At 60.8% G+C, this 19,730-nt stretch carries 20 protein-coding genes; 8 read left to right on the forward strand and 12 right to left on the reverse strand.

Annotated features, from left to right (window positions below; genetic code table 11):
• Positions 1 to 12 precede the first annotated feature (12 nt).
• Positions 13 to 1,263 carry a kynureninase gene (gene kynU / locus WH299_RS28285; RefSeq protein WP_339551947.1) on the reverse strand — a complete coding sequence of 417 codons (1,251 nt, stop codon included), beginning with the start codon at positions 1,261 to 1,263 and terminating at the stop codon, positions 13 to 15.
• Between the two features lie 144 nt (positions 1,264 to 1,407).
• On the opposite strand from kynU, the gene WH299_RS28290 reads away from it, so the two are divergent.
• The gene (locus WH299_RS28290) at positions 1,408 to 1,881 is read left to right on the forward strand and encodes an Lrp/AsnC family transcriptional regulator (RefSeq protein WP_016974903.1); all 474 of its coding nucleotides are present in this window, start codon (positions 1,408 to 1,410) and stop codon (positions 1,879 to 1,881) included.
• Between the two features lie 125 nt (positions 1,882 to 2,006).
• Here the strand turns inward: WH299_RS28290 and catA are convergent, their stop codons facing one another.
• The 3 genes from catA to WH299_RS28305 are packed head-to-tail and all read right to left on the reverse strand — an operon-like array spanning position 2,007 to position 4,408.
• Positions 2,007 to 2,936 carry a catechol 1,2-dioxygenase gene (catA, locus tag WH299_RS28295; RefSeq protein ID WP_123477897.1) on the reverse strand — a complete coding sequence of 310 codons (930 nt, stop codon included), beginning with the start codon at positions 2,934 to 2,936 and terminating at the stop codon, positions 2,007 to 2,009.
• A 41-nt stretch (positions 2,937 to 2,977) separates the two neighbouring features.
• The gene (catC, locus tag WH299_RS28300; protein WP_016974901.1) at positions 2,978 to 3,268 is read right to left on the reverse strand and encodes a muconolactone Delta-isomerase; all 291 of its coding nucleotides are present in this window, start codon (positions 3,266 to 3,268) and stop codon (positions 2,978 to 2,980) included.
• 12 nt (positions 3,269 to 3,280) lie between these two features.
• Positions 3,281 to 4,408, reverse strand: a complete 1,128-nt coding sequence (locus WH299_RS28305; protein ID WP_339551948.1) for a muconate cycloisomerase family protein — start codon at positions 4,406 to 4,408, stop codon at positions 3,281 to 3,283.
• Between the two features lie 114 nt (positions 4,409 to 4,522).
• Here WH299_RS28305 and WH299_RS28310 point away from each other — a divergent pair, with 114 nt between their 5' ends.
• Positions 4,523 to 5,398 carry a LysR family transcriptional regulator gene (locus WH299_RS28310; RefSeq protein ID WP_339499478.1) on the forward strand — a complete coding sequence of 292 codons (876 nt, stop codon included), beginning with the start codon at positions 4,523 to 4,525 and terminating at the stop codon, positions 5,396 to 5,398.
• Positions 5,399 to 5,531: 133 nt separating this feature from the next.
• Here the strand turns inward: WH299_RS28310 and WH299_RS28315 are convergent, their stop codons facing one another.
• On the reverse strand, positions 5,532 to 6,512 hold the full coding sequence (locus WH299_RS28315) for an AraC family transcriptional regulator (RefSeq protein ID WP_339551949.1): 981 nt from the start codon (positions 6,510 to 6,512) through the stop codon (positions 5,532 to 5,534).
• A 310-nt stretch (positions 6,513 to 6,822) separates the two neighbouring features.
• Between WH299_RS28315 and antA the strand changes: the two genes are divergently transcribed.
• The 4 genes from antA (at position 6,823) to WH299_RS28335 (ending at position 11,326) form a co-directional block, all read left to right on the forward strand.
• A complete protein-coding gene (antA, locus tag WH299_RS28320) occupies positions 6,823 to 8,214 on the forward strand; it encodes an anthranilate 1,2-dioxygenase large subunit (protein ID WP_339551950.1) in 1,392 nt (463 codons plus the stop codon).
• Positions 8,214 to 8,705, forward strand: a complete 492-nt coding sequence (gene antB, locus WH299_RS28325; protein WP_028617930.1) for an anthranilate 1,2-dioxygenase small subunit — start codon at positions 8,214 to 8,216, stop codon at positions 8,703 to 8,705. Before antA ends, antB begins: the two co-directional genes overlap by 1 nt.
• Before the next feature lie 137 nt (positions 8,706 to 8,842).
• Positions 8,843 to 9,850 carry an anthranilate 1,2-dioxygenase electron transfer component AntC gene (gene antC / locus WH299_RS28330; protein WP_339551951.1) on the forward strand — a complete coding sequence of 336 codons (1,008 nt, stop codon included), beginning with the start codon at positions 8,843 to 8,845 and terminating at the stop codon, positions 9,848 to 9,850.
• 72 nt (positions 9,851 to 9,922) lie between these two features.
• Positions 9,923 to 11,326 (forward strand): amino acid permease, encoded by a 1,404-nt coding sequence (locus tag WH299_RS28335; protein WP_122725632.1) that lies wholly within the window; start codon positions 9,923 to 9,925, stop codon positions 11,324 to 11,326.
• A gap of 141 nt (positions 11,327 to 11,467) precedes the next feature.
• Here WH299_RS28335 and kynA read toward each other — a convergent pair whose 3' ends face one another.
• Both kynA and kynB read right to left on the reverse strand, forming a co-directional pair.
• Complete coding sequence (gene kynA, locus WH299_RS28340) at positions 11,468 to 12,325, reverse strand: tryptophan 2,3-dioxygenase (protein WP_122725634.1); 858 nt, start codon at positions 12,323 to 12,325, stop codon at positions 11,468 to 11,470.
• Entirely contained in the window at positions 12,322 to 12,972 is a 651-nt protein-coding gene (gene kynB, locus WH299_RS28345) for an arylformamidase (RefSeq protein ID WP_122725636.1), read from the reverse strand. The genes kynA and kynB overlap by 4 nt, the downstream gene beginning before the upstream one ends.
• 240 nt (positions 12,973 to 13,212) lie before the next feature.
• Between kynB and WH299_RS28350 the strand changes: the two genes are divergently transcribed.
• Positions 13,213 to 13,557, forward strand: a complete 345-nt coding sequence (locus tag WH299_RS28350; protein WP_025858010.1) for a cupin domain-containing protein — start codon at positions 13,213 to 13,215, stop codon at positions 13,555 to 13,557.
• A 48-nt stretch (positions 13,558 to 13,605) separates the two neighbouring features.
• Here the strand turns inward: WH299_RS28350 and mmsB are convergent, their stop codons facing one another.
• Positions 13,606 to 14,493: a 3-hydroxyisobutyrate dehydrogenase gene (mmsB, locus tag WH299_RS28355; RefSeq protein ID WP_339551952.1), complete on the reverse strand. Its 888-nt coding sequence runs from the start codon at positions 14,491 to 14,493 to the stop codon at positions 13,606 to 13,608.
• Positions 14,494 to 14,508: 15 nt separating this feature from the next.
• The gene (locus WH299_RS28360) at positions 14,509 to 16,026 is read right to left on the reverse strand and encodes a CoA-acylating methylmalonate-semialdehyde dehydrogenase (protein ID WP_016974890.1); all 1,518 of its coding nucleotides are present in this window, start codon (positions 16,024 to 16,026) and stop codon (positions 14,509 to 14,511) included.
• Positions 16,027 to 16,155: 129 nt separating this feature from the next.
• Here WH299_RS28360 and WH299_RS28365 point away from each other — a divergent pair, with 129 nt between their 5' ends.
• Positions 16,156 to 17,103, forward strand: coding sequence for a LysR family transcriptional regulator (locus WH299_RS28365; RefSeq protein WP_122725642.1), 948 nt, complete (start codon positions 16,156 to 16,158; stop codon positions 17,101 to 17,103).
• Between the two features lie 180 nt (positions 17,104 to 17,283).
• Here WH299_RS28365 and WH299_RS28370 read toward each other — a convergent pair whose 3' ends face one another.
• From WH299_RS28370 to WH299_RS28380, 3 genes are read right to left on the reverse strand one after another with little or no spacing between them, the layout of a single operon-like run.
• Positions 17,284 to 17,775, reverse strand: a complete 492-nt coding sequence (locus tag WH299_RS28370) for an OmpA family protein (RefSeq protein ID WP_339551953.1) — start codon at positions 17,773 to 17,775, stop codon at positions 17,284 to 17,286.
• Positions 17,776 to 17,779: 4 nt separating this feature from the next.
• Complete coding sequence (locus WH299_RS28375) at positions 17,780 to 19,042, reverse strand: diguanylate cyclase domain-containing protein (protein WP_122725644.1); 1,263 nt, start codon at positions 19,040 to 19,042, stop codon at positions 17,780 to 17,782.
• Positions 19,039 to 19,614, reverse strand: coding sequence for a YfiR family protein (locus tag WH299_RS28380; protein ID WP_126571430.1), 576 nt, complete (start codon positions 19,612 to 19,614; stop codon positions 19,039 to 19,041). Before WH299_RS28380 ends, WH299_RS28375 begins: the two co-directional genes overlap by 4 nt.
• Between the last annotated feature and the right edge of the window lie 116 nt (positions 19,615 to 19,730).

Below are 19,730 nucleotides of genomic sequence, written 5' to 3' on the forward strand. Positions count from 1 at the left end.
ATCGGCGTTATGTCAGGTGACACTGTTGCGGACTTTGAATTGCGGTTGATTCCAAGTGTGGTTGTCGAGGATATCGCCGAGGATTTCCACAGCGTCAAACACCTCGGTAAAGCTGGTGTACAAAGGCGTAAAACCAAACCGCATGATGCGCGGCTCACGGTAATCACCGATCACCCCACGGGCGATCAAGGCCTGGATCACCGCGTAGCCTTCGGGGTGTTCGAAGCTCACATGGCTGCCACGCCTGGCGTGCTCACGTGGGGTGATCAACTTCAAGTCATGGGCAGCGCAACGGGCTTCGACCAACGCGATAAACAGGTCGGTCAACGCCAGGGACTTGCTGCGCAAACTCGCCATATCGGTCTGGGCAAAAATCTCCAGGCCACATTCAACCATCGCCAGCGAAGTGATCGGCTGCGTGCCACACAGGTAGCGAGCGATGCCGGCACTCGGTGCGTAAGTCGACTCCATGGCGAACTGCCGGGTATGCCCGAACCAGCCTGACAACGGCTGGCGCACCACATCCACCAACGCCGGGTTGACCCACACAAACGCCTGGGAACCCGGGCCGCCGTTGAGGTACTTGTAGGTGCAGCCGATCGCATAATCGGCGCCCGCCTGATGCAGGTCGATAGGCACCGCGCCCGCCGAGTGCGCCAGGTCCCAGATGCTCAGCGCACCGCACTCATGGCTCAAGGCGGTCAGCGCCTGCATGTCGTACATGTAGCCGGTCTTGTAGTTGACGTGGGTGAGCATCACTACCGCCACGTCCTGGTCGATGGCCTGGGGCAGTTCATCCGGGCTGTTCACCAGGCGCAGGGAATAGCCCTGCTGCAGCAGTTCGGCCAGGCCCTCGGCGATGTACAGGTCGGTGGGAAAGTTGCTCGCCTCGCTGACGATGACCTTGCGATGCGGCTGGCGTTGACGCTGCACAGTCAACGCGGCGCTCAGCACCTTGAACAGGTTGATCGAGGTGGTATCGGTGATCACCACTTCGTTGTCGCGCGCGCCAATCAACGGCGCCAGGCGATTGCCCAGGCGTTGGGACAAATCCGCCCAGCCCGCGCTGTTCCAACTGCGGATCAGCCCGTTGCCCCACTCTTCGTCAATCACCGCCTGCGCCCGCTTCAACGCCGCCACCGGGCGTGCGCCGAGGGAGTTGCCGTCGAGGTAGATCACGCCCTGCGGCAAGGCGAACTGGCGGCGCAAGGGCGCCAGTGGGTCTTGGGCATCGAGGGCTTGGCAATGGCTTCGAGTGGTCATGGGCGATCCTGGTTTTTATAAGTAAGAATGGACCAAATAATGAACGAAGTTTTAGAGAATTTTCGTGCAAAGTGAGTAGCAACAGGCTAATTAAGCTGTAGGAAATTCGAATTTAACCCCCAAACACGCGGATTTATTCTAACCATGATTCTCGACGCCACCGACCTGCGCCTCCTGCATTTCCTGCAACAGGATGGCCGCATCAGCAACCAGGAACTGGCGGAAAAAGTCGCGCTGTCGCCGTCCGCCTGCCTGCGCCGTTTGCGCTTGCTGGAGAGCGAGGGAATCATCAGCGGCTATCGCGCGGTGTTAAACGCAGAGCAACTGGGGATTGAACTGGAGGCCATCGTCCACCTGTCTTTGCGCCAGGATGTGGAGGATTGGCATGAGACGTTCATCAAGAAGGTGCAAGGCTGGCCGGAAGTGGCCAGCGCCTATGTGATCACCGGCGCCAGCAACTATGTGCTGCGGGTGCAGGCCCGCAACCTCAAGCACTTTTCGGACTTTATCGTGAACCACCTGAACCGCACGGCGGGAGTGATGGATATACGCTCGGAGATTGTGTTGCAGAAGATCAAGGACCGGGATGAGGTGCTTGACCTGGTCATCCGCAAATAGAAATAGCATCACCGGTCTAATGTGGGAGGGGGCTTGCCCCCGATAGCGGTGGATCAGTCAAGTATGGGTTGACTGGCACACTGCAATCGGGGGGCAAGCCCCCTCCCACATTGTTTGATCGCGTTTTAATCTTCGAGGGCGCGCACGCGCTGCATGCGCTTTTGCTCCACCGGCGCATCGGCAGTCTGCAACTCAAAGTCAAAATCAATCTGCGCAAACCGCCCTTCCACGCCAAACTCTCGCGCCAACTGCGGATCTTCACTGAAGCGAATCTCGGCGATCAACTCATCCCGCGTCGCATAGGCAAAATCATCATGCAGGTACGGGTCATCCGACAGGTTGATCTGCGTGGTCAGGTGCCGATGCCCCGGCGCCGAAATGAAGAAGTGAATATGCGCCGGCCGCTGCCCGTGGCGCCCCAGTTGATCAAGCAATTGCTGAGTCGGCCCGGTCGGCGGGCACCCATAGCCCGACGGTACGATGCTACGGAAACGGTAGTTACCCTGGGCATCGGTCTCGATGCGTCGGCGCAGGTTGAACGCCGATTGCGTCGGGTCGAACCACGAATACGTGCCACCGGTATTGGCCTGCCACACATCCACAATTGCCCCGGCCAGCGGCTTGCCCTCGGTGTCACGCACTTGCCCGCGCATGAACAGCGGCACCGCTTCATCGTTGCCATCATCCAACCGTGCCTCGACCTTCGACAGCGGCGCACCGGCCACATACAACGGGCCTTCGATGGTGCGCGGCGTACCACCGGATTTGCCGGCCTCCTCATCGGCCGCGTCCATCAACAGGTCGAGGTAATGCTCCAGGCCCAGCCCGGCGGCGAGCAGACCGGCTTCCTGGTTTTTGCCCAAGTCGTTCAGATAGTTGACCGCCTTCCAGAATTCTTCCGGGGTCACTTCCAGGTCTTCGATGATGTTCACGGTGTCGCGCAGGATCCGGTAAATCAGCGCCTTGGTGCGCGGGTTACCGCCGTCGTTGAGGTTGCCACTGGCTTCTTCGAGAAACTGTTGGGCATGGGCAGTCTGGGACAGTCGGATGGACATGGTGCATTCCTCATCTTGTAGTTATTAGGGTGAAAACCGGCTTAGCGGTCATCCTCATGGATCGACGAAGGGTGACGGCACAGGGCATTCACTTCGATGGCCATGTAGGGAAAGAGCGGCAGTTGCATCAGCAAATCGTGCAGGTCCTGCACGCTGTCGACATCGAACACGCTGTAGTTGGCGTAGTGCCCGGCGATGCGCCACAGGTGGCGCCATTTGCCTTCCTGTTGCAGGCGCTGCGCCAGGGCTTTTTCTTCGGCCTTGAGGCCAGCGGCGCGCTCGGGGTTCATATCGAGGGGCAGGTTCACGGTCATTTTTACGTGGAACAACATGGCAGGTGCCTCTTAGTGTTTGTCACGACGGAAGAACGCCAGACGCTCTTCATCGATGGCCAGGCCCAGGCCCGGTGCGGTGGAGACATGCAGCTGGAAATCGCGGTACACCGGCGGCTCGGTGAGGATGTCTTCGGTGAGCAACAACGGGCCGAACAGTTCGGTGTCCCACGCCAGTTTGCTCAGCGTGAGAAAGGCATGGGCCGACGCCAGGGTGCCGATGCCGCCTTCCAGCATGGTGCCGCCGTACAGGCCGATGCCCGCCGCTTCGGCAATCGCCGCCGTACGCAACACCGCACGCGGGCCGCCGTTCTTGGCGATCTTGAGGGCGAACACCGAGGCAGCGCCTTCGCGGGCCAGGTTGAAGGCATCCTCGACACACTCGATGGACTCATCCGCCATGATCGGCGCCGGGCTCGACAGGTTGAGCCGCGCCATACCGCCCCGGTTGTTGCGTGAGATGGGCTGCTCGATCAGGTCGATGCCGTTGTCGCCGAGCACCTTGCACGCCCGCAATGCCACCGCCTCGTCCCAGGCCTGGTTGACGTCGACGCGCACACTGGCGCGGTCGCCCAGGGCTTTTTTGATCGCGATCACATGGGCCAAGTCGTGACTGACTTCACCGGCGCCGATCTTCAATTTGAAAATGCGGTGGCGGCGCAGGTCGAGCATTTTTTCGGCTTCGGCAATGTCCTTTTCCGTGTTGCCGCTGGCCAGGGTCCAGGCCACCGGCAAGGCATCGCGCACACGGCCGCCGAGCAGTTCGCTGACCGGCAGGTTCAGGCGTTTGCCCAGGGCATCGAGCAAGGCGCTTTCGATCCCGGACTTGGCAAAGGTGTTGCCGCGAATGCTGCGCTCCAGGCGCAACATGACCGCGTTGATATTGCTCGCGTCTTGGCCGATCAGCAGCGGCGCGAAGTGGCGGTCGATGTTGACCTTGATGCTGTCGGGGCTTTCGTTGCCGTAGCTCAGGCCGCCAATGGTGGTGGCCTCGCCAATGCCTTCGATGCCGTCGGCGCAGCGCAGGCGGATGATCACCAAGGTCTGGTTTTGCATCGTGTGCATCGCCAGCTTGTGCGGGCGGATGGTGGGGAGGTCGACGATGATCGTGTCGATCGACTCGATGGCGCAAATCGGCATGGCTATACCCGTTGGGTTCTTTATAGATTTGAGCCGATTCTGTGCCGTATTTTTAAAGGCTTCCAATATAGAATGGGTCTCGAGCAATACCCTGAAGGTATGAAAGGAGCCGTCATGGAACTGCGTCACCTGCGCTATTTCCAGGTGCTGGGGGAAACCCTCAACTTCACTCGCGCCGCCGAACGTTTGCACATCGCCCAGCCGCCGTTGAGCCGGCAGATCCAGCAATTGGAGGATGAGTTGGGCGTGATCCTGCTCGAACGTGGCCGGCCGCTGCGGCTGACCGAGGCCGGGCGATTCTTCTATGAACACGCCAATGTGCTGCTGGAACAACTGAGCAAGGTCTGCGACAACACGCGGCGCATCGGCCAGGGCGAGAAGACTTGGCTGGGCATCGGCTTTGCGCCCTCGACCCTCTACGGCGTGCTGCCGGAACTGATTCGCCGGCTGCGCACCCATGAGGCGCTGGAGCTGGAGTTGGGGTTGTCGGAAATGACCACCTTGCAGCAGGTCGAAGCGCTCAAGGCCGGGCGCATCGATGTGGGATTCGGGCGGATTCGCATCGACGACCCGGCCATTGTCCAGCGCGTCTTGGTCGAGGATCGGCTGGTCGCTGTGCTGCCTGCCGGCCATCCGTTGCTGGGCGCGCCCACCACCCTCGCCCAACTGGCCGCCGAGCCTTTTGTGCTCTACCCCGGCAACCCACGCCCCAGCTACGCCGACCATGTGATCGCACTGTTCGACGCCCATGGCTTGAGCCTCAAGGTGGCGCAATGGACCAACGAATTGCAGACCGCCATCGGCCTGGTCGGCGCCGGCATGGGCGTGACGCTGGTGCCCGCGTCGGTGCAGGTACTGCACCGTGCGGACATCGGCTACACGCCGGTGGTGGAGGCCACGGCGACCTCGCCAATCATTCTGAGCCGACGGGTGAATGACCAGTCGCCGGGGCTGAATCATTGCCTGCAACTGGTGGAAGAGCTCATCTGATTTATCCCAAACACTACAAAACCCCTGTGGGAGCTGGCTTGCCTGCGATAGCGGTGGGTCAGCTCGCACATCAGCTGACTGACACATCGCTATCGCAGGCAAGCCAGCTCCCACATTTGGATCTTCATTGTATTCAAAGGCTGCGCAGGCGCTTGCGCTGCAGGGTTTGGCTGGGGGACTCGTCGAACAATTTTCGATACTCCGCCGAGAACCGCCCCAGGTGAGTAAAGCCCCAGCCCAGGGCAATCTCAGAGATGGTGCGCGTAGAGCCGTGCTCAAGGATTGCCTGGCGCACCGCAGAAAGCCGATGCTTCTTCAAATAAGCCATCGGCGACAGCGCAAAGTACTTGCGAAACGCATCGAACAGCTTGAACCGCGACACACCCGCAGCGGCTTCCAGGTCTTCCAGGTGCACCGCTTCGCGGGCGTTGTCGTGGATGTACTGGCGCGCACGGATCAGGTATTGCGGCAGTTTCACCCCCAGTACATCGCGCAGCTCTTCGGAGTAGTTGTTCGGCTGGGCCAGGATCAGCCCCTTGATCAACGAGCTTTCCAGGTCGCGGGTAAACGCGGCCTGCTCATACAACTCGCTGCCGTGCTCCAGTTCTGCAATGAAGTAGCGCGCCATGCGCCACCACGCCGCCGAAGCGCCGTCCACCGCGTCCATCCCCGGCTCAAAGCGCAGCGGCGCATCAATCGGCCGTTGCAGCAAACCCTCCAGGGACTCACTCATCGCCGCCCGCGTGATCACCACCTGCAACTTGCGACAGTCGCCGGAAATCGCCAGCACCTGGTGCTCGTTGGGCGAGATAATCACGCCCTGGTCGCGGTTGGAGTTCAGGCGCTCACCGTTCTTGCTCAACTCCTGCTCGCCCACCAGGGGCAGGCTCAGGCTGTAGCTACTGAAGTGCTCGGCGTCTTCGATGTCGATGGTCACGTCGGTGCCGTATTCGATCACACCCAAGGTGGTGGCGCGGGACTTGAACATATTGGCACTGTGGTGGAAACGCAGGCGCTCGGGCGTGGCGGTGGCCAGGCGATGGGGCCCGCAGATGCCGGACATCCAGCTGCGTGCGCCTTCCAGGTCGAAGCGTTGAATCGTTTGGCTGCTCATCAGGGTGCACCCACGGCGGTTAGGCTGTTGCGCGCTCTGATGGCGCGTCGTTGTTGTTCGACAGCAAATAATGCGCCACGCCGACGCAATGGCCAGCGGGTGGATAGCAATGGTCGACTAAGTGGATAAGACGCCGACTTTTACGGCCATTGCCCTGCCAGACAGTAGCGCATCCCGTCACCGCTGCGCACCGGGTTGGGTATTTGCTGCCCAATTATCCGGCGCAGGTTCCCCCACTAAGCGGATAGCCCCCGCCCTGCCCCGATGCCTCTAATAAACCACCGATTAGCCCTATCAAAAGGTGCCTCCCATGAGTGGTGCAAGAAGCGTCGAACAGTGGAAAACATTTATCGAAGGTTGCCTGGATTTTCGCCCGGCGGATGAAGTGTTCCGCATCGCCCGTGACATGTTCACCGAGCCGGAGCTGTTCGATCTGGAGATGGAACTGATCTTCGAAAAAAACTGGATCTACGCCTGCCACGAAAGCGAACTGGCGAACAACCATGACTTCGTGACGATGCGCGCCGGGCGCCAGCCGATGATCATCACCCGCGACGGCGAGGGCCAACTCAACGCGCTGATCAATGCCTGCCAGCATCGCGGCACCACTTTGACGCGGGTCGGCAAGGGCAACCAGTCCACCTTCACTTGCCCGTTCCATGCCTGGTGCTACAAGAGCGATGGCCGGCTGGTGAAGGTCAAGGCGCCGGGGGAATACCCGGAGGGTTTCGACAAGGCGACGCGCGGGCTGAAGAAGGCTCGCATCGAGAGCTACAAAGGCTTCGTGTTCATCAGCCTGGATGTGACAGGCACCGACAGCCTGGAAGACTTCCTGGGCGACGCCAAAGTGTTCTTCGACATGATGGTCGCCCAGTCCGCTACCGGTGAGTTGGAGGTATTGCCAGGCAAATCCGCCTACACCTACGACGGCAATTGGAAGCTGCAAAACGAGAATGGCCTGGACGGTTATCACGTCAGCACCGTGCACTACAACTACGTGGCCACGGTGCAGCATCGCCAGCGAGTGAACACCGAAAACGGCACCGGCGCAGGTAGCACCCTGGACTACAGCAAGCTTGGCGCGGGTGACGCCAACACCGACGACGGCTGGTTTGCCTTCAACAATGGCCACAGTGTGTTGTTCAGCGACATGCCCAACCCCAGCGTGCGCTCCGGCTACGCCACCATCATGCCGCGCCTGGTGGAAGAACACGGCCAGCCAAAGGCCGAGTGGATGATGCACCGCCTGCGCAACCTGAATATCTACCCGAGCCTGTTCTTCCTCGACCAGATCAGCTCGCAGCTGCGCATCATCCGCCCGGTGGCGTGGAACAAAACCGAGATCATCAGCCAGTGCCTGGGGGTGAAGGGCGAATCCGACGCGGATCGCGAAAACCGTATTCGCCAGTTCGAGGACTTTTTCAACGTGTCCGGCATGGGCACGCCGGATGACCTGGTGGAATTCCGCGAGGCCCAGCGCGGTTTCCAGGGCCGTCTGGAACGCTGGAGCGACATCTCACGCGGCAGCCATCGCTGGGAAACCGGCCCCACGCCGAACAGCGAAGCCATCGGCATCCAACCAGCCATGACCGGCACCGAATTCACCCATGAAGGCCTTTACGTGAACCAGCACCGCAACTGGCAGCAATTCCTGCTCAAGGGCTTGGACAACCAAGCGCTGACACTGCGGGAGGTGGAATGATGAATGCGCAACTGCAGTACCAGATCGAGCAGTTCTTCTACCGTAAATCCGAGCTGTGCGACGCCCAGGACTGGGACGCCTATGTGCAGCTGTTCGACCCGCAGAGTGAGTTCCACCTGCCGCAATGGGACTCGGAACACGTCTACACCCGTGATCCCAAGCGCGAGATGTCGTTGATTTATTACGCCAACCGCTCGGGCCTGGAAGACCGTGTGTTCCGTTTGCGCACCGGCAAAGCCGCGTCGGCCACACCGATGCCGCGCACCTTGCACCTGATCAATAACGTGCGCATTGCCGAGCAGGCGGATGGAACGCTGGAGGTGAAATTGAACTGGCACACGTTGTTCTATCGATTGGCTACGTCGGAGCAGTTCTACGGACAGGCTACCTACAGCCTCAAGCCCCATGACGACAGTTGGTTGATCACCCGCAAGCACGCGCTGCTGCTCAACGACACCATCAACTCGGTGCTGGATTTCTATCACCTTTGACAGCCGACAGTGACTTGTAGTGAGCGGGCTTGCCCCGCGCTGGGCTGCGCAGCGGCCCCAAAAGCTTGGGAGCGCTGCGCACTCCAGCGCGGGGCAAGCCCGCTCACTACAGTTATTGAATCCATGGAGAATGGTGGATGAATCACAAAGTGGCTTTCAGTTTTGCCGACGGCAAGACTCTGTTCTTCCCGGTGGGTGCGAATGAAATCCTGCTGGATGCGGCACTGCGTAACGGCATCAAGATCCCGCTGGATTGCCGTGAAGGTGTGTGCGGCACCTGCCAGGGTCGTTGCGAGTCCGGCGATTACAGCCAGGACTATGTAGACGAAGAAGCCCTGTCCAGCCTCGACCTGCAACAGCGCAAGATGCTCAGTTGCCAGACGCGGGTGAAGTCTGACGCAACGTTTTACTTCGACTTTGATTCGAGCCTGTGCAACGCGCCGGGGCCGGTTCAGCTCAAGGGTACCGTGAGTGCGGTGGAACAGGTGTCGGCCAGCACGGCGATCCTGCAGGTAGAGTTGGATCAGGCGCTGGACTTCCTGCCGGGCCAATATGCGCGCCTAGCGGTGCCTGGCACGGACAGTTGGCGGTCGTACTCCTTCGCCAACCTGCCGGGCAATCACCTGCAATTTTTGGTGCGCCTGTTGCCCGATGGGGTGATGAGCAACTACCTGCGCGAACGCTGCCAAGTGGGCGATGAGCTGTTGATGGAAGCGCCCCTCGGCGCCTTCTACCTGCGCCACGTCACCAAGCCATTGGTACTGGTGGCGGGTGGCACCGGCTTGTCGGCCCTGCTGGGCATGCTCGATGAACTGGCCACCAATGGTTGCGACCAACCGGTGCATCTGTATTACGGCGTGCGCGGTGCCGAGGACTTGTGCGAAGCGGCGCGTATCCAGGGTTATGCTGCAAAAATCGTGGGCTTTCGCTATACCGAAGTCCTCAGCGCCCCCTCCGACGATTGGCCCGGCAAGCGCGGCTACCTCACCGAGCATTTTGACCTGGCCGAATTGCGGGACAGTTCGGCGGATATGTACCTGTGCGGCCCCCCTCCAATGGTCGAATCCATCCAGCAATGGCTGTCGGATCAGGCACTTGATGGCGTTCAGCTGTATTACGAAAAGTTTACGCAGAGTAATATCTGACCCCTCAGCACTTCTGAGGGGCTGATGCGGCGTGCACTCAACCCTGAGAAAAACAAGTAGAAGGGAATGTTAATGGCGGATGACATGGTTAACCCGGTGGGCCTCAAGCGTGGCCTGAAGAACCGGCACATTCAGCTGATCGCCTTGGGAGGGGCGATTGGCACGGGGTTGTTCCTCGGCTCGGCCGGGGTGCTCAAGTCGGCGGGGCCGTCGATGATCCTGGGTTACGCGATTGCGGGTTTCATCGCGTTCCTGATCATGCGCCAGCTCGGCGAGATGATCGTCGAAGAGCCGGTGGCCGGCTCCTTCAGCCACTTCGCCCACAAATACTGGGGCGGCTACGCTGGCTTCCTGGCGGGCTGGAACTACTGGGTGCTCTACGTGCTGGTGGGCATGGCCGAACTGACGGCGGTGGGTAAGTACATCCAGTTCTGGTGGCCGGAGATCCCGACCTGGGTCAGTGCACTGGTGTTCTTTGTCGCGGTGAACCTGATCAACACCCTGAACGTGAAGTTCTTTGGTGAAGCCGAGTTCTGGTTCGCGATCATCAAGGTGGTGGCGATTGTCGGCATGATCGTGCTCGGCTGCTACCTGCTGTTCAGCGGTACCGGCGGCCCGCAAGCCACGGTCAGCAACCTGTGGAGCCACGGCGGGTTCTTCCCGAATGGCGGCATGGGGCTGTTGATGTCCATGGCGTTCATCATGTTCTCGTTCGGTGGCCTGGAGCTGGTCGGCATCACTGCCGCCGAAGCCAGCGAGCCGCGCAAAGTGATCCCGAAAGCGATCAACCAGGTGGTCTACCGGATCCTGATTTTCTACGTGGGTGCCCTGACCGTGCTGCTGTCGCTGTACCCGTGGGACCAACTGCTGCAAACCCTCGGCGCCTCGGGCGATGCCTACAGTGGTAGCCCGTTCGTGCAGATCTTCTCGCTGATCGGCAACGACACCGCCGCACACATCCTCAACTTCGTGGTGCTGACCGCGGCGCTGTCGGTGTACAACAGCGGCGTGTACTGCAACAGCCGCATGCTGTTCGGCCTGGCCGAGCAAGGTGATGCACCGAAATCGCTGATGAAGCTGAACAAACAAGGCGTGCCGATCCGCGCCCTGGCGATTTCAGCGTTGGTGACGATGCTGTGTGTAGTGGTCAACTATGTGGCACCGCAGAGTGCACTGGAGCTGCTGTTCGCGCTGGTGGTTGCCTCGTTGATGATCAACTGGGCGCTGATCAGCATCACCCACATCAAGTTCCGCAAAGCCATGGGCGAACAAGGCCTGACGCCGTCGTTCAAGACCTTCTGGTTCCCGTTCAGCAACTACCTGTGCCTGGCGTTCATGGTGATGATCATCAGCGTGATGCTGGCGATTCCAGGCATCAGCGAGTCGGTGTATGCGATGCCGGTGTGGGTGGGGATTATCTACATTGCTTACCGTTTGCGGGTTCGCAAGAGTAACGCGGCAGCTACCGCACAGTAATACCTGTGGGAGCCGGGCTTGCCCGCGATGCAGGCGACTCGGTTTCCAGTGAGACCGAGGTGATGCCATCGCAGGCAAGCCAGCTCCCACAGTTTTGAATGTATTAAAACTGAAAAGCCCCGGTAATCCGGGGCTTTTTGTTTAGAGCGTTGAGCGAACTCGCCACAACTCGGGGAACAACACTGTGTCGAGCATCTTGCGCAAATACCCCACACCTTCCGTGCCGCCCGTGCCGGGCTGGAAGCCGATGATCCGCTCTACCGTCGTCACATGGCGGAAGCGCCATTGGCGGAACGAGTCCTCCAGGTCGATAAACTTCTCGGCCAACTGATACAAATCCCAATACCGGCTTGGATCGCGATATACCTCGCGCCACGCCGCCTCCACCGATTCATCGTGAACCGTCGCCGCCGTCGGGTCGCGCTCGGCACGTTTCGGGTCAATCGCCAGGCCGGCCTTGATCATCAGGTTGATCGCTTCGTCGTACAGCGACGGCGTGGCAATCGCCACTTTCAACTCGTTCAACAGCTCTGGCCGATGGGCGTGAGGCCGCAACAGCGCCGCGCTTTTGTTGCCGAGGATAAATTCGATCTCGCGGTACTGGAACGACTGGAAACCCGACGACTGCCCCAGGAACGGGCGGATCGACTTGTACTCCGACGGCGTCATCGTCGCCAGCACGGCCCAGGCGTGCACCAACTGATCGAAGATCCGCGACACCCGCGCCAGCATCTTGAACGCTGGCGGCAACTCGCCCAGGCGCACGTGTTCGCGGGCGGCCTTGAGTTCGTGGAGCATCAGTTTCATCCACAGCTCGGACGTCTGGTGCTGGATGATGAAGAGCATTTCGTTGTGGTCCGGCGACAGCGGGTGCTGGGCGCTGAGGACTTTGCCCAGGTCCAGGTAATCGCCGTAGCTCATGGACTCGGAGAAATTCAGTTCGGCGTTATGCCATTCTTCAGGCGGCTGGTAGTCAGCAGAGAAAGGACATTGGCTCATCGCGTGGGCTCCTTGAGCGGACGGAGAATGGCGCGGACGGGGCTCGCGTCGAGGTTGGCGAAACGCAGCGGCAGGGCGATCAATTCATAGTCGCCCTCCGGTACGTCATCGAGCACGATGCCTTCGAGAATCGCCATGCCACGGCGCGCCACGGCGTTGTGGGAATCCATGGTCTTGGACTGTTGCGGGTCCAGGGATGGCGTATCGATGCCGATCAAGCGCACACCCAGGCTGGCAAGCAGCTCGATGGTTTGCGGAGCGATGGCGGTGAAATTCGAATCCCATTCAGTCAGCGGCGCTTGTGGATAAGTGCGCAGCAACACGCGCTCGGGCAAGTTATCCACACGGCCTTGCAACTGATGCGGCTGCACCAGCGCGCCGCTGTCCAGGCAATGCAGCACCCGGCATGGGCCCATGTACACATCCAGCGACACTTCGCCAATCGGCGCACCGTCCGCGCTGTAATGCAGCGGCGCGTCCACATGGGCGCCGGTGTGCGGAGACAAGGTGATACGCCCGACATTCACCGGACACTCCGGGCCAAACTGCCACACGCGCTCTTCCTGGAACGGCGTATCCCCCGGCCAGGTCGGGGTCGCCGTACTCAAGGGCGGGCTGATATCCCACCACGTTTTTATTGGGTTCATTTGAAGGCTCTCGGCGGTTACTGGGGTGAATGATACGAGGGCCGGCTGCGAATTTTCTTGCGAATTCTGGCGTGAAGCGGGAAATCTTTCGCACTTACTGCGAGGAAATGGCGAATTGATGATGGGTTATATCAAATAAACACCGCTGCGCTTCTGGGCATCCCGATGTCGAGTTCAGACCACTGACGCAATGCCCTAGGCCTTAGGGTGGACCTTTCCATTCCCTGCCCTGGAGACATCATGTCCAAGCCCATCACCGTACTGCGCGACACCCACCCCCTGCCGGTCCTGGACGCCTGCAAATGGGAAAAACTCGAAGGCGATCCGCATACCGTCAATCTCAACGCCTACACCAGCGAAGACGGCAGCAAGATCATGGGCACCTGGATCTGCACCCCGGGCAAGTGGTACGTGGACTACGTGAAGTGGGAATACTGCCACTTCCAGGAAGGCTACTGCATCATCACGCCCGAGGGGTTGGCGCCGATTCACTTGCGGGCTGGGGATATCTTTGTGGTGGAACCAGGGATGAAGGGGACGTGGGAAGTTGTGGAGACAGTGCGTAAGTATTTTGTGTTTGCTTGAGCCGCAAAAACCCGGGAGCCCACTATTAGCAGGCTCCCGGAAACGCCCCTATTTGGGCTTGCGATAGCTGTTGATAATCGCCGAGAAGTCCTTGCCCCCTTCCCCACGCTGGCTCATCGATTGATACAACTGCTGGGCCACAGCGCCCAGAATCACGGGTTGCTTGGCCTGACGCGCCGCTTCGGTGGCCAGGCCCAAATCCTTGAGCATCAGGTCGGCACCGAACCCACCGGTGTAACCCCGCGACGACGGCGCGGTTTCGATCACCCCCGGCCATGGGTTGTAGGTATCGGAACTCCAGCAACGTCCGGTCGAGCTGTTGATGATGCCGGCCAGCACCTGGGTGTCGATCCCCAGCGCATCGCCCAAGGCCATGGCCTCACTGACGCCGACCATGCTGATCCCCAACAACAAGTTGTTGCAGATCTTGGCGATTTGCCCCGTGCCCACATCACCGCAGTGCACGATGTTGCGGCCCATCTGCGCCAGCACCGGCTGCAGAGTGGCGAACAGTTCCGGGGTAGCGCCGACCATGAAGGTCAGCGTCCCGGCTGCGGCGCCGCCCGTGCCTCCGGAGACGGGGGCGTCGGCTACGGCCACACCTTGTTTGGCCGCCACAGCCGCTACGTCGCGGATGGTCTGCGGGTCGATGGTGCTGCAATCCACCGCCGGTACGCCTTTACCGATGCCGGCAAGTACACCGTCTTCATTCAGCCAGACGCTGCGCACATGGGCGGCGGCGGGCAGCATGGTGATCACCAGTTCAGCGCCGCTGGCCGCATCACGCGGCGAATCGCTGATGGTGCCACCCAGCTCGGCCAGTTCCTTGAGCACCGTCTGGTTCAGGTCGAACAGGTTCAGCGCATGGCCGGCCTTGATCAGGTTGCGGGCCATGGGTGCGCCCATGTTGCCCAAGCCGATAAATGCAATCTTCATGGTCGTCTCCCGGAATCAGCGCAGGTTGATGGTGGTGTTGACGCCATCGTTGACCGTGTCGTCATCGAACCAGCGGCTGGTGACGGTCTTGGTCTGGGTGTAGAACTGCACCACTTGCTTGCCATACGGGCCCAGGTCGCCGAGCTTGGAGCCACGCGAACCGGTGAAGCTGAAGAAAGGGACGGGCACCGGGATCGGGATGTTGATGCCGACCTGGCCTACGTCGATTTCGCTCTGGAACTTGCGCGCCGCTGCGCCGCTCTGGGTGAACAGGCCGGTACCGTTGCCGAACGGGTTGGCGTTGACCAGGGCGATGGCCTCGTCGAGGGTCGCGACCTCCAGCACCACCAGCACCGGGCCGAAGATTTCCTGGGTGTAGATCTGCATATCGGTGGTCACGCCCGAGAACAGGGTCGGGCCGACAAAGTTGCCTTGCTCGAAGCCCGGCACCTTGATGTCGCGGCCGTCCAGCTCCAGCTTGGCGCCTTCTTTCACGCCGCTCTCGATGAGTTCCAGGATACGTGCCTTGGCGCGCTTGGAAATCACCGGGCCGACATCAGTGCCCGCTTCACTGCCCGCGTTGACCTTGAGCTTTTGCGCCAGCGCTTTCAGGTCCGGCAGCCATTGCTTGGACGCGCCCACCAGCACCACCACCGAGGTGGCCATGCAACGTTGGCCCGCCGCACCGAAACCGGCGCCGACCAGGGCATTGAGGGTGTGTTCGCGGTTGGCGTCCGGCAGCACCACGGCGTGGTTCTTGGCACCCATCATCGACTGCACACGCTTGCCGTGTTTGCCGGCCAAGTCGTAGACGTGAGTGCCCACGGCGGTCGAGCCCACGAAGGACACGGCCTTGATGTCTTTGTGGGTGCACAGCGCATCCACCACGTCCTTGCCGCCGTGCACCACGTTGAGCACGCCAGCCGGCACGCCAGCTTCCAGCGCCAGCTCCACCAGCAGCATCGTCGACAGTGGGTCCTGCTCGGACGGTTTGAGAACGAAGGTGTTACCGCAGGCGATGGCCATCGGGAACATCCACAGCGGGATCATCGCCGGGAAGTTGAACGGAGTAATGCCGGCGCACACGCCAATGGGTTGGCGAAGGGTGTAGGTGTCGACGCCACCAGCGACGTTTTCGGCAAACTCGCCCATCTGCAGGGTGCCGATGGAGCAGGCGTGCTCCACCACTTCCAGGCCACGGAAAATATCGCCCTCGGCATCGGCAATGGTCTTGCCCTGCTCGTTGCTGAGCACCACGGCAATGCGCTTGGAATGTTCGCGGATCAAGGCTTGCAGCTTGAGCATGATGCGCATGCGCGCGCCGATCGGCGTCAGCTTCCAGGTCTGGAAGGCGCGGTGGGCAGCGTCGATGGCAGCGTTGACTTCATCGGCAGTAGCGAACGGGACTTTGGCCAGCACCTCTTGGGTGGCCGGGTTGACGATGTCTTGCCACTCAGTGGTCTTGGACTCGACCCACTCGCCGTTGATCAGCAACTTGACCTGTTGCACGGAAATATCGGCAGATGCGTTCATGTGGTCTCCAATCTTATATTTATGCAGAGACAAGGCGCGTAACCGCCTTGGGAAATGAGGCGTTCGGACTGTTTTTGGAGTATAGATGTGCAAATCTCTAATAAGAACGCACATAAAAGCCGGACCAATATGCAAAAAAACATCACGTCGCTGGGCTCCCTGAACTGGGATGACCTGAAGTTTTTCCTCGAAGTGGCCCGCACGCGCAAGGCCAGCGTGGCCGCCAAGCGCCTGGCGGTGGACTACACCACCGTGTCGCGGCGCATCAGTTCACTGGAAGTGTCCCTCGGCACCCTGCTGTTCGAAAAATCCCGGACCAACGGTTTCGTGCTCACCACCGAGGGCCAGCGTTTACTGGGTTATGCGGAGTCCATCGAAAGCACCCTGCACATGGCCTGCGAGCAAGTCTCCGGCTCCGGCGTGGCGCTGTCGGGCCATGTGCGCATGGGCTGCACCGAAGGGTTCGGGAGCTTTTTCGTCACCCCGCAGTTGAGCCACTTCGTCGACACCTACCCGGCGATCTCGGTAGACATCCTGCCCTTGCCCCACTTCATCAGCCTGTCCAAGCGCGAAGCCGACATCGTCATCGCCCTGGAACGCCCGGAACATGGGCCGTATGTGTGCTGCAAACTGTGCGACTACAAATTGCAGCTGTACGCGACCCAGGAATACCTGGACCAGCACCCACCGATCCGCAAACCGGCTGATTTGGCCGAGCATCCGTTTATCAGCTATGTGGATGACTTGGCGTTCAGCTCGGAGTTGCTGTATCTGGCAAACGTGGTGCCCGGCGCCAGCGCTAGCCTGCGCAGTACCAGCGTGATCGCGCAGTACGTGGCGGCGCAGCAGGGTCGGTCGATGGCGATATTGCCGTGTTTTTTGGCGGCGCAGGATCCACGGTTGTTGCCGGTGTTGGGGGAGCAGATTTCCATCACTCGCCAGTTCTGGATGTATTGCCGGGAGGATTTGCGCAAGTTAAAGCGGATTACGTTGTTGTGGGACTACATCAGGGAAGTGACGGAGCAGAATCAGGGGTTGTTGATGGGGGAGACAAGGGATATGTGGTTTGCGGAATAATTAGAAAGAGATGAGCAAACCAGACGATGACGCCAGGTACCTAAGCGAACACGGTCTCAAACACACCACAAATCACCTGTAGGAGCCCGCTTGCCGGCGGTAGCATCCTCAAGACCGCCATCGCCGGCAAGCCAGCTCCTACAGTTGATTGGGTTTCACATTGAGATTGGCGGGACGGGTTCAGTCCGCAATCACCACAATCGACACCCGCCGATTCTCCGTGCGCCCTGCCACCGTGGTGTTCGGCGCCACCGGCTCGCTGCTACCCAGCCCGCGCAGTTGAATGTTTTCTTCCTTCATGCCCACACCGGTCAACACCGCTGCCACGCTTTTTGCGCGGCGCAGGGACAGTTGCTGGTTGTAGGTTTCCTTGCCCGACGCATCGGTGTGGCCGTCGACGCGCACGCGTTCGATACCGACGCCCAGCAGGGCTTTGCCGATGCGTTGGACGATGTCGGTGCTGGGTTGGTTGAGGGTTTCGACATCGCTGCCGAACAGCACTTTGCCGGACAGGCCGAATGCCCAACCGTCGTCGGTCAGCTCAAAACCTTGTTGCTTGAGAACGGCCACTTGCGCCGGGGTCAGGCCTTTGGGGAGCGGCGTCTGGCAGCCGCCGAGGGCGAGCAGTGCTACCAGCAGGGTGATAAACATGAAACGTGCGGTCGTGAACAAGGGGTCAACTCCTGTGTTGAACGTTGACGACGGGGTTATCCGACTCCGCCGTTTGCTGGCCGCCCGAGGACAAACGCTTGGCCTGGTACATCGCTGCGTCGGCGGCGTTGAGCAAGGTGCCAGGGGTGGCGCCATGATCGGGGTAGATCGCAATGCCGATACTGAGGGAGGTCAATACCTGGGTGTTGCCGGGCACGGGGATGGGCAGGTCCATGCTGGCGATGATCTTTTCGGCAATACGCTCGGCGTCTTGCGCCTTGTGCAAAGGTGCCAGCAGGATGGCGAACTCATCGCCGCCCAGGCGCGCCACCAGGTCGTCTTCACGCAATTGCGCACGCACGCGCTCGGCGACGGCGACGAGGACGGCGTCGCCGGCGGCGTGGCCAAAGCTGTCGTTGATCTCTTTGAAACGGTCACTGTCGAGGTATAGCACCGCCACCTGTTCTTTGGCCTTGGCTGCGCTGCGCAGGGCGCGGATCAAACGGCCTTCGAAGAACGCACGATTGGGCAGGCCGGTCAGGCTGTCGTGGTTGGCCTGGTGGGCGAGGGATTCGTTCTCGCTTTGCAGGTGGCTTTGCCAGGCTTCCATTTCGCCGAGCAAGGCATTGAAGTCACTGCCCAGGCTGTCGAGTTCGGCGATACGCGCCGGCGGCACGCGGCGGTCGAAGTCGCGCTCGCTGCGGGCGGCGTGGGCCACGGCGGCAAGGCTTTGCAGCGGGCCGGTAATGCCGCGCAACAGGCGTCGCGCCAGGTGTAGGGCAATCCACGCGCTAAGCGCGGTGCAGATGAGGATCCCGGCCAGGCCGCTGAGCAGGAAGCGCAGCAGGCTACCGCCGTGGCCGGTGAGATGAATGCTGCCGATGGCTTTGCCTTGATGCAGGATCGGCTGGCTGATGGGTTGTTCGAGCAGGGTATGCGCCAACTCCAACTCGACCCGCGAGAGCATGCTGGTTTCCGGGCGTATCCACTTCGCCAACAGCTTGCCATTGGCATCGAATACTTCGGCCTCAGCCACTTCTTCTGTGGAGGCGATCAGGCTGAGGGCTTCAGTGGCCGCCGCGCTGTCGTTGAACACCACCGCCGCTTCCACCGTGTAGTTGATAGAACGTGCGATCAGGTGCAGGTTGTGCTCGGCATAAACCCGCAGCGCCAGAACGCCGAGCAGGGTCAGTGAGACGCTCGCCAGCGCCACCGCCACCAGCGCCAGGATCATGTGCCCCCGGCCGATGACGGAACGCAGGGTCGGCCGCGCTTTGACGGCTTTCATGACGCCGGCGCTCGGCGACGGGACAACTGCAGCACGCTGGGATGAATGCGCACGCCGCTGCGGGCGACGGAGTCGAGGTTGACCTCAAACGACACCTGCTCATCGCTCACGCGCAGGCAGAACAGACTGCCCACGGTGCATTGGTCGCCGCCTTCGCTGATGCTCAGCACCGGATGACCGATCAACGACGTGAACAGCTGGCTGCGCTCATCAGCACTGAGCTTGCCGATGTACACCGCGTCGCACGCATTGACGATATCGGGATGGCTGGCCAGCAAACGCTGCACCACCACTGGGCGACCGGTGGCCTGGGTGGTGCCTTTGATCAGGTCGTCGGTGTATTGAGTCGGGCCGACGATGCACAGGCGCAATTGCGCAGGTTCTACCGGCCAGCGCGCATAACTGAGGATACCGAGTACCACTTGGGTGACGGCCTGCGCGCGATGGGCGGCAAGGCTCGCAGGGTCGGGCGCCTGGGCGAAGGTGTGTGGCGCGAACACGCACAGGAGCGCCACCAGCAGCATGCGTCTCCAGCTCAAACTGCGCTCTGTGGGCGAGACAGCCACGTTCATGCAGCGATTCTCTCAGGTGTTTTTTAGATGATGCCGCAACGATAGCACAGCGGCGGAAAACCCCGCGAAGAGTAGGTCTTCGCAGGGGGCGCTATTTTTCCAGAAAAATCAGGCGA

It is taken from the genome of Pseudomonas sp. MYb541, assembly GCF_037479595.1.
Classification (GTDB): domain Bacteria; phylum Pseudomonadota; class Gammaproteobacteria; order Pseudomonadales; family Pseudomonadaceae; genus Aquipseudomonas; species Aquipseudomonas canadensis.

Bases quoted from the DNA above. Each gene is read 5' to 3' on its own strand.
- kynU (WP_339551947.1), bottom strand. From the start codon at position 1,263: ATGACCACTCGAAGCCATTGCCAAGCCCTCGATGCCCAAGACCCACTG.
- WH299_RS28290 (WP_016974903.1), top strand. From the start codon at position 1,408: ATGATTCTCGACGCCACCGACCTGCGCCTCCTGCATTTCCTGCAACAG.
- catA (WP_123477897.1), bottom strand. From the start codon at position 2,936: ATGTCCATCCGACTGTCCCAGACTGCCCATGCCCAACAGTTTCTCGAA.
- catC (WP_016974901.1), bottom strand. From the start codon at position 3,268: ATGTTGTTCCACGTAAAAATGACCGTGAACCTGCCCCTCGATATGAAC.
- WH299_RS28305 (WP_339551948.1), bottom strand. From the start codon at position 4,408: ATGCCGATTTGCGCCATCGAGTCGATCGACACGATCATCGTCGACCTC.
- WH299_RS28310 (WP_339499478.1), top strand. From the start codon at position 4,523: ATGGAACTGCGTCACCTGCGCTATTTCCAGGTGCTGGGGGAAACCCTC.
- WH299_RS28315 (WP_339551949.1), bottom strand. From the start codon at position 6,512: ATGAGCAGCCAAACGATTCAACGCTTCGACCTGGAAGGCGCACGCAGC.
- antA (WP_339551950.1), top strand. From the start codon at position 6,823: ATGAGTGGTGCAAGAAGCGTCGAACAGTGGAAAACATTTATCGAAGGT.
- antB (WP_028617930.1), top strand. From the start codon at position 8,214: ATGAATGCGCAACTGCAGTACCAGATCGAGCAGTTCTTCTACCGTAAA.
- antC (WP_339551951.1), top strand. From the start codon at position 8,843: ATGAATCACAAAGTGGCTTTCAGTTTTGCCGACGGCAAGACTCTGTTC.
- WH299_RS28335 (WP_122725632.1), top strand. From the start codon at position 9,923: ATGGCGGATGACATGGTTAACCCGGTGGGCCTCAAGCGTGGCCTGAAG.
- kynA (WP_122725634.1), bottom strand. From the start codon at position 12,325: ATGAGCCAATGTCCTTTCTCTGCTGACTACCAGCCGCCTGAAGAATGG.
- kynB (WP_122725636.1), bottom strand. From the start codon at position 12,972: ATGAACCCAATAAAAACGTGGTGGGATATCAGCCCGCCCTTGAGTACG.
- WH299_RS28350 (WP_025858010.1), top strand. From the start codon at position 13,213: ATGTCCAAGCCCATCACCGTACTGCGCGACACCCACCCCCTGCCGGTC.
- mmsB (WP_339551952.1), bottom strand. From the start codon at position 14,493: ATGAAGATTGCATTTATCGGCTTGGGCAACATGGGCGCACCCATGGCC.
- WH299_RS28360 (WP_016974890.1), bottom strand. From the start codon at position 16,026: ATGAACGCATCTGCCGATATTTCCGTGCAACAGGTCAAGTTGCTGATC.
- WH299_RS28365 (WP_122725642.1), top strand. From the start codon at position 16,156: ATGCAAAAAAACATCACGTCGCTGGGCTCCCTGAACTGGGATGACCTG.
- WH299_RS28375 (WP_122725644.1), bottom strand. From the start codon at position 19,042: ATGAAAGCCGTCAAAGCGCGGCCGACCCTGCGTTCCGTCATCGGCCGG.
- WH299_RS28380 (WP_126571430.1), bottom strand. From the start codon at position 19,614: ATGAACGTGGCTGTCTCGCCCACAGAGCGCAGTTTGAGCTGGAGACGC.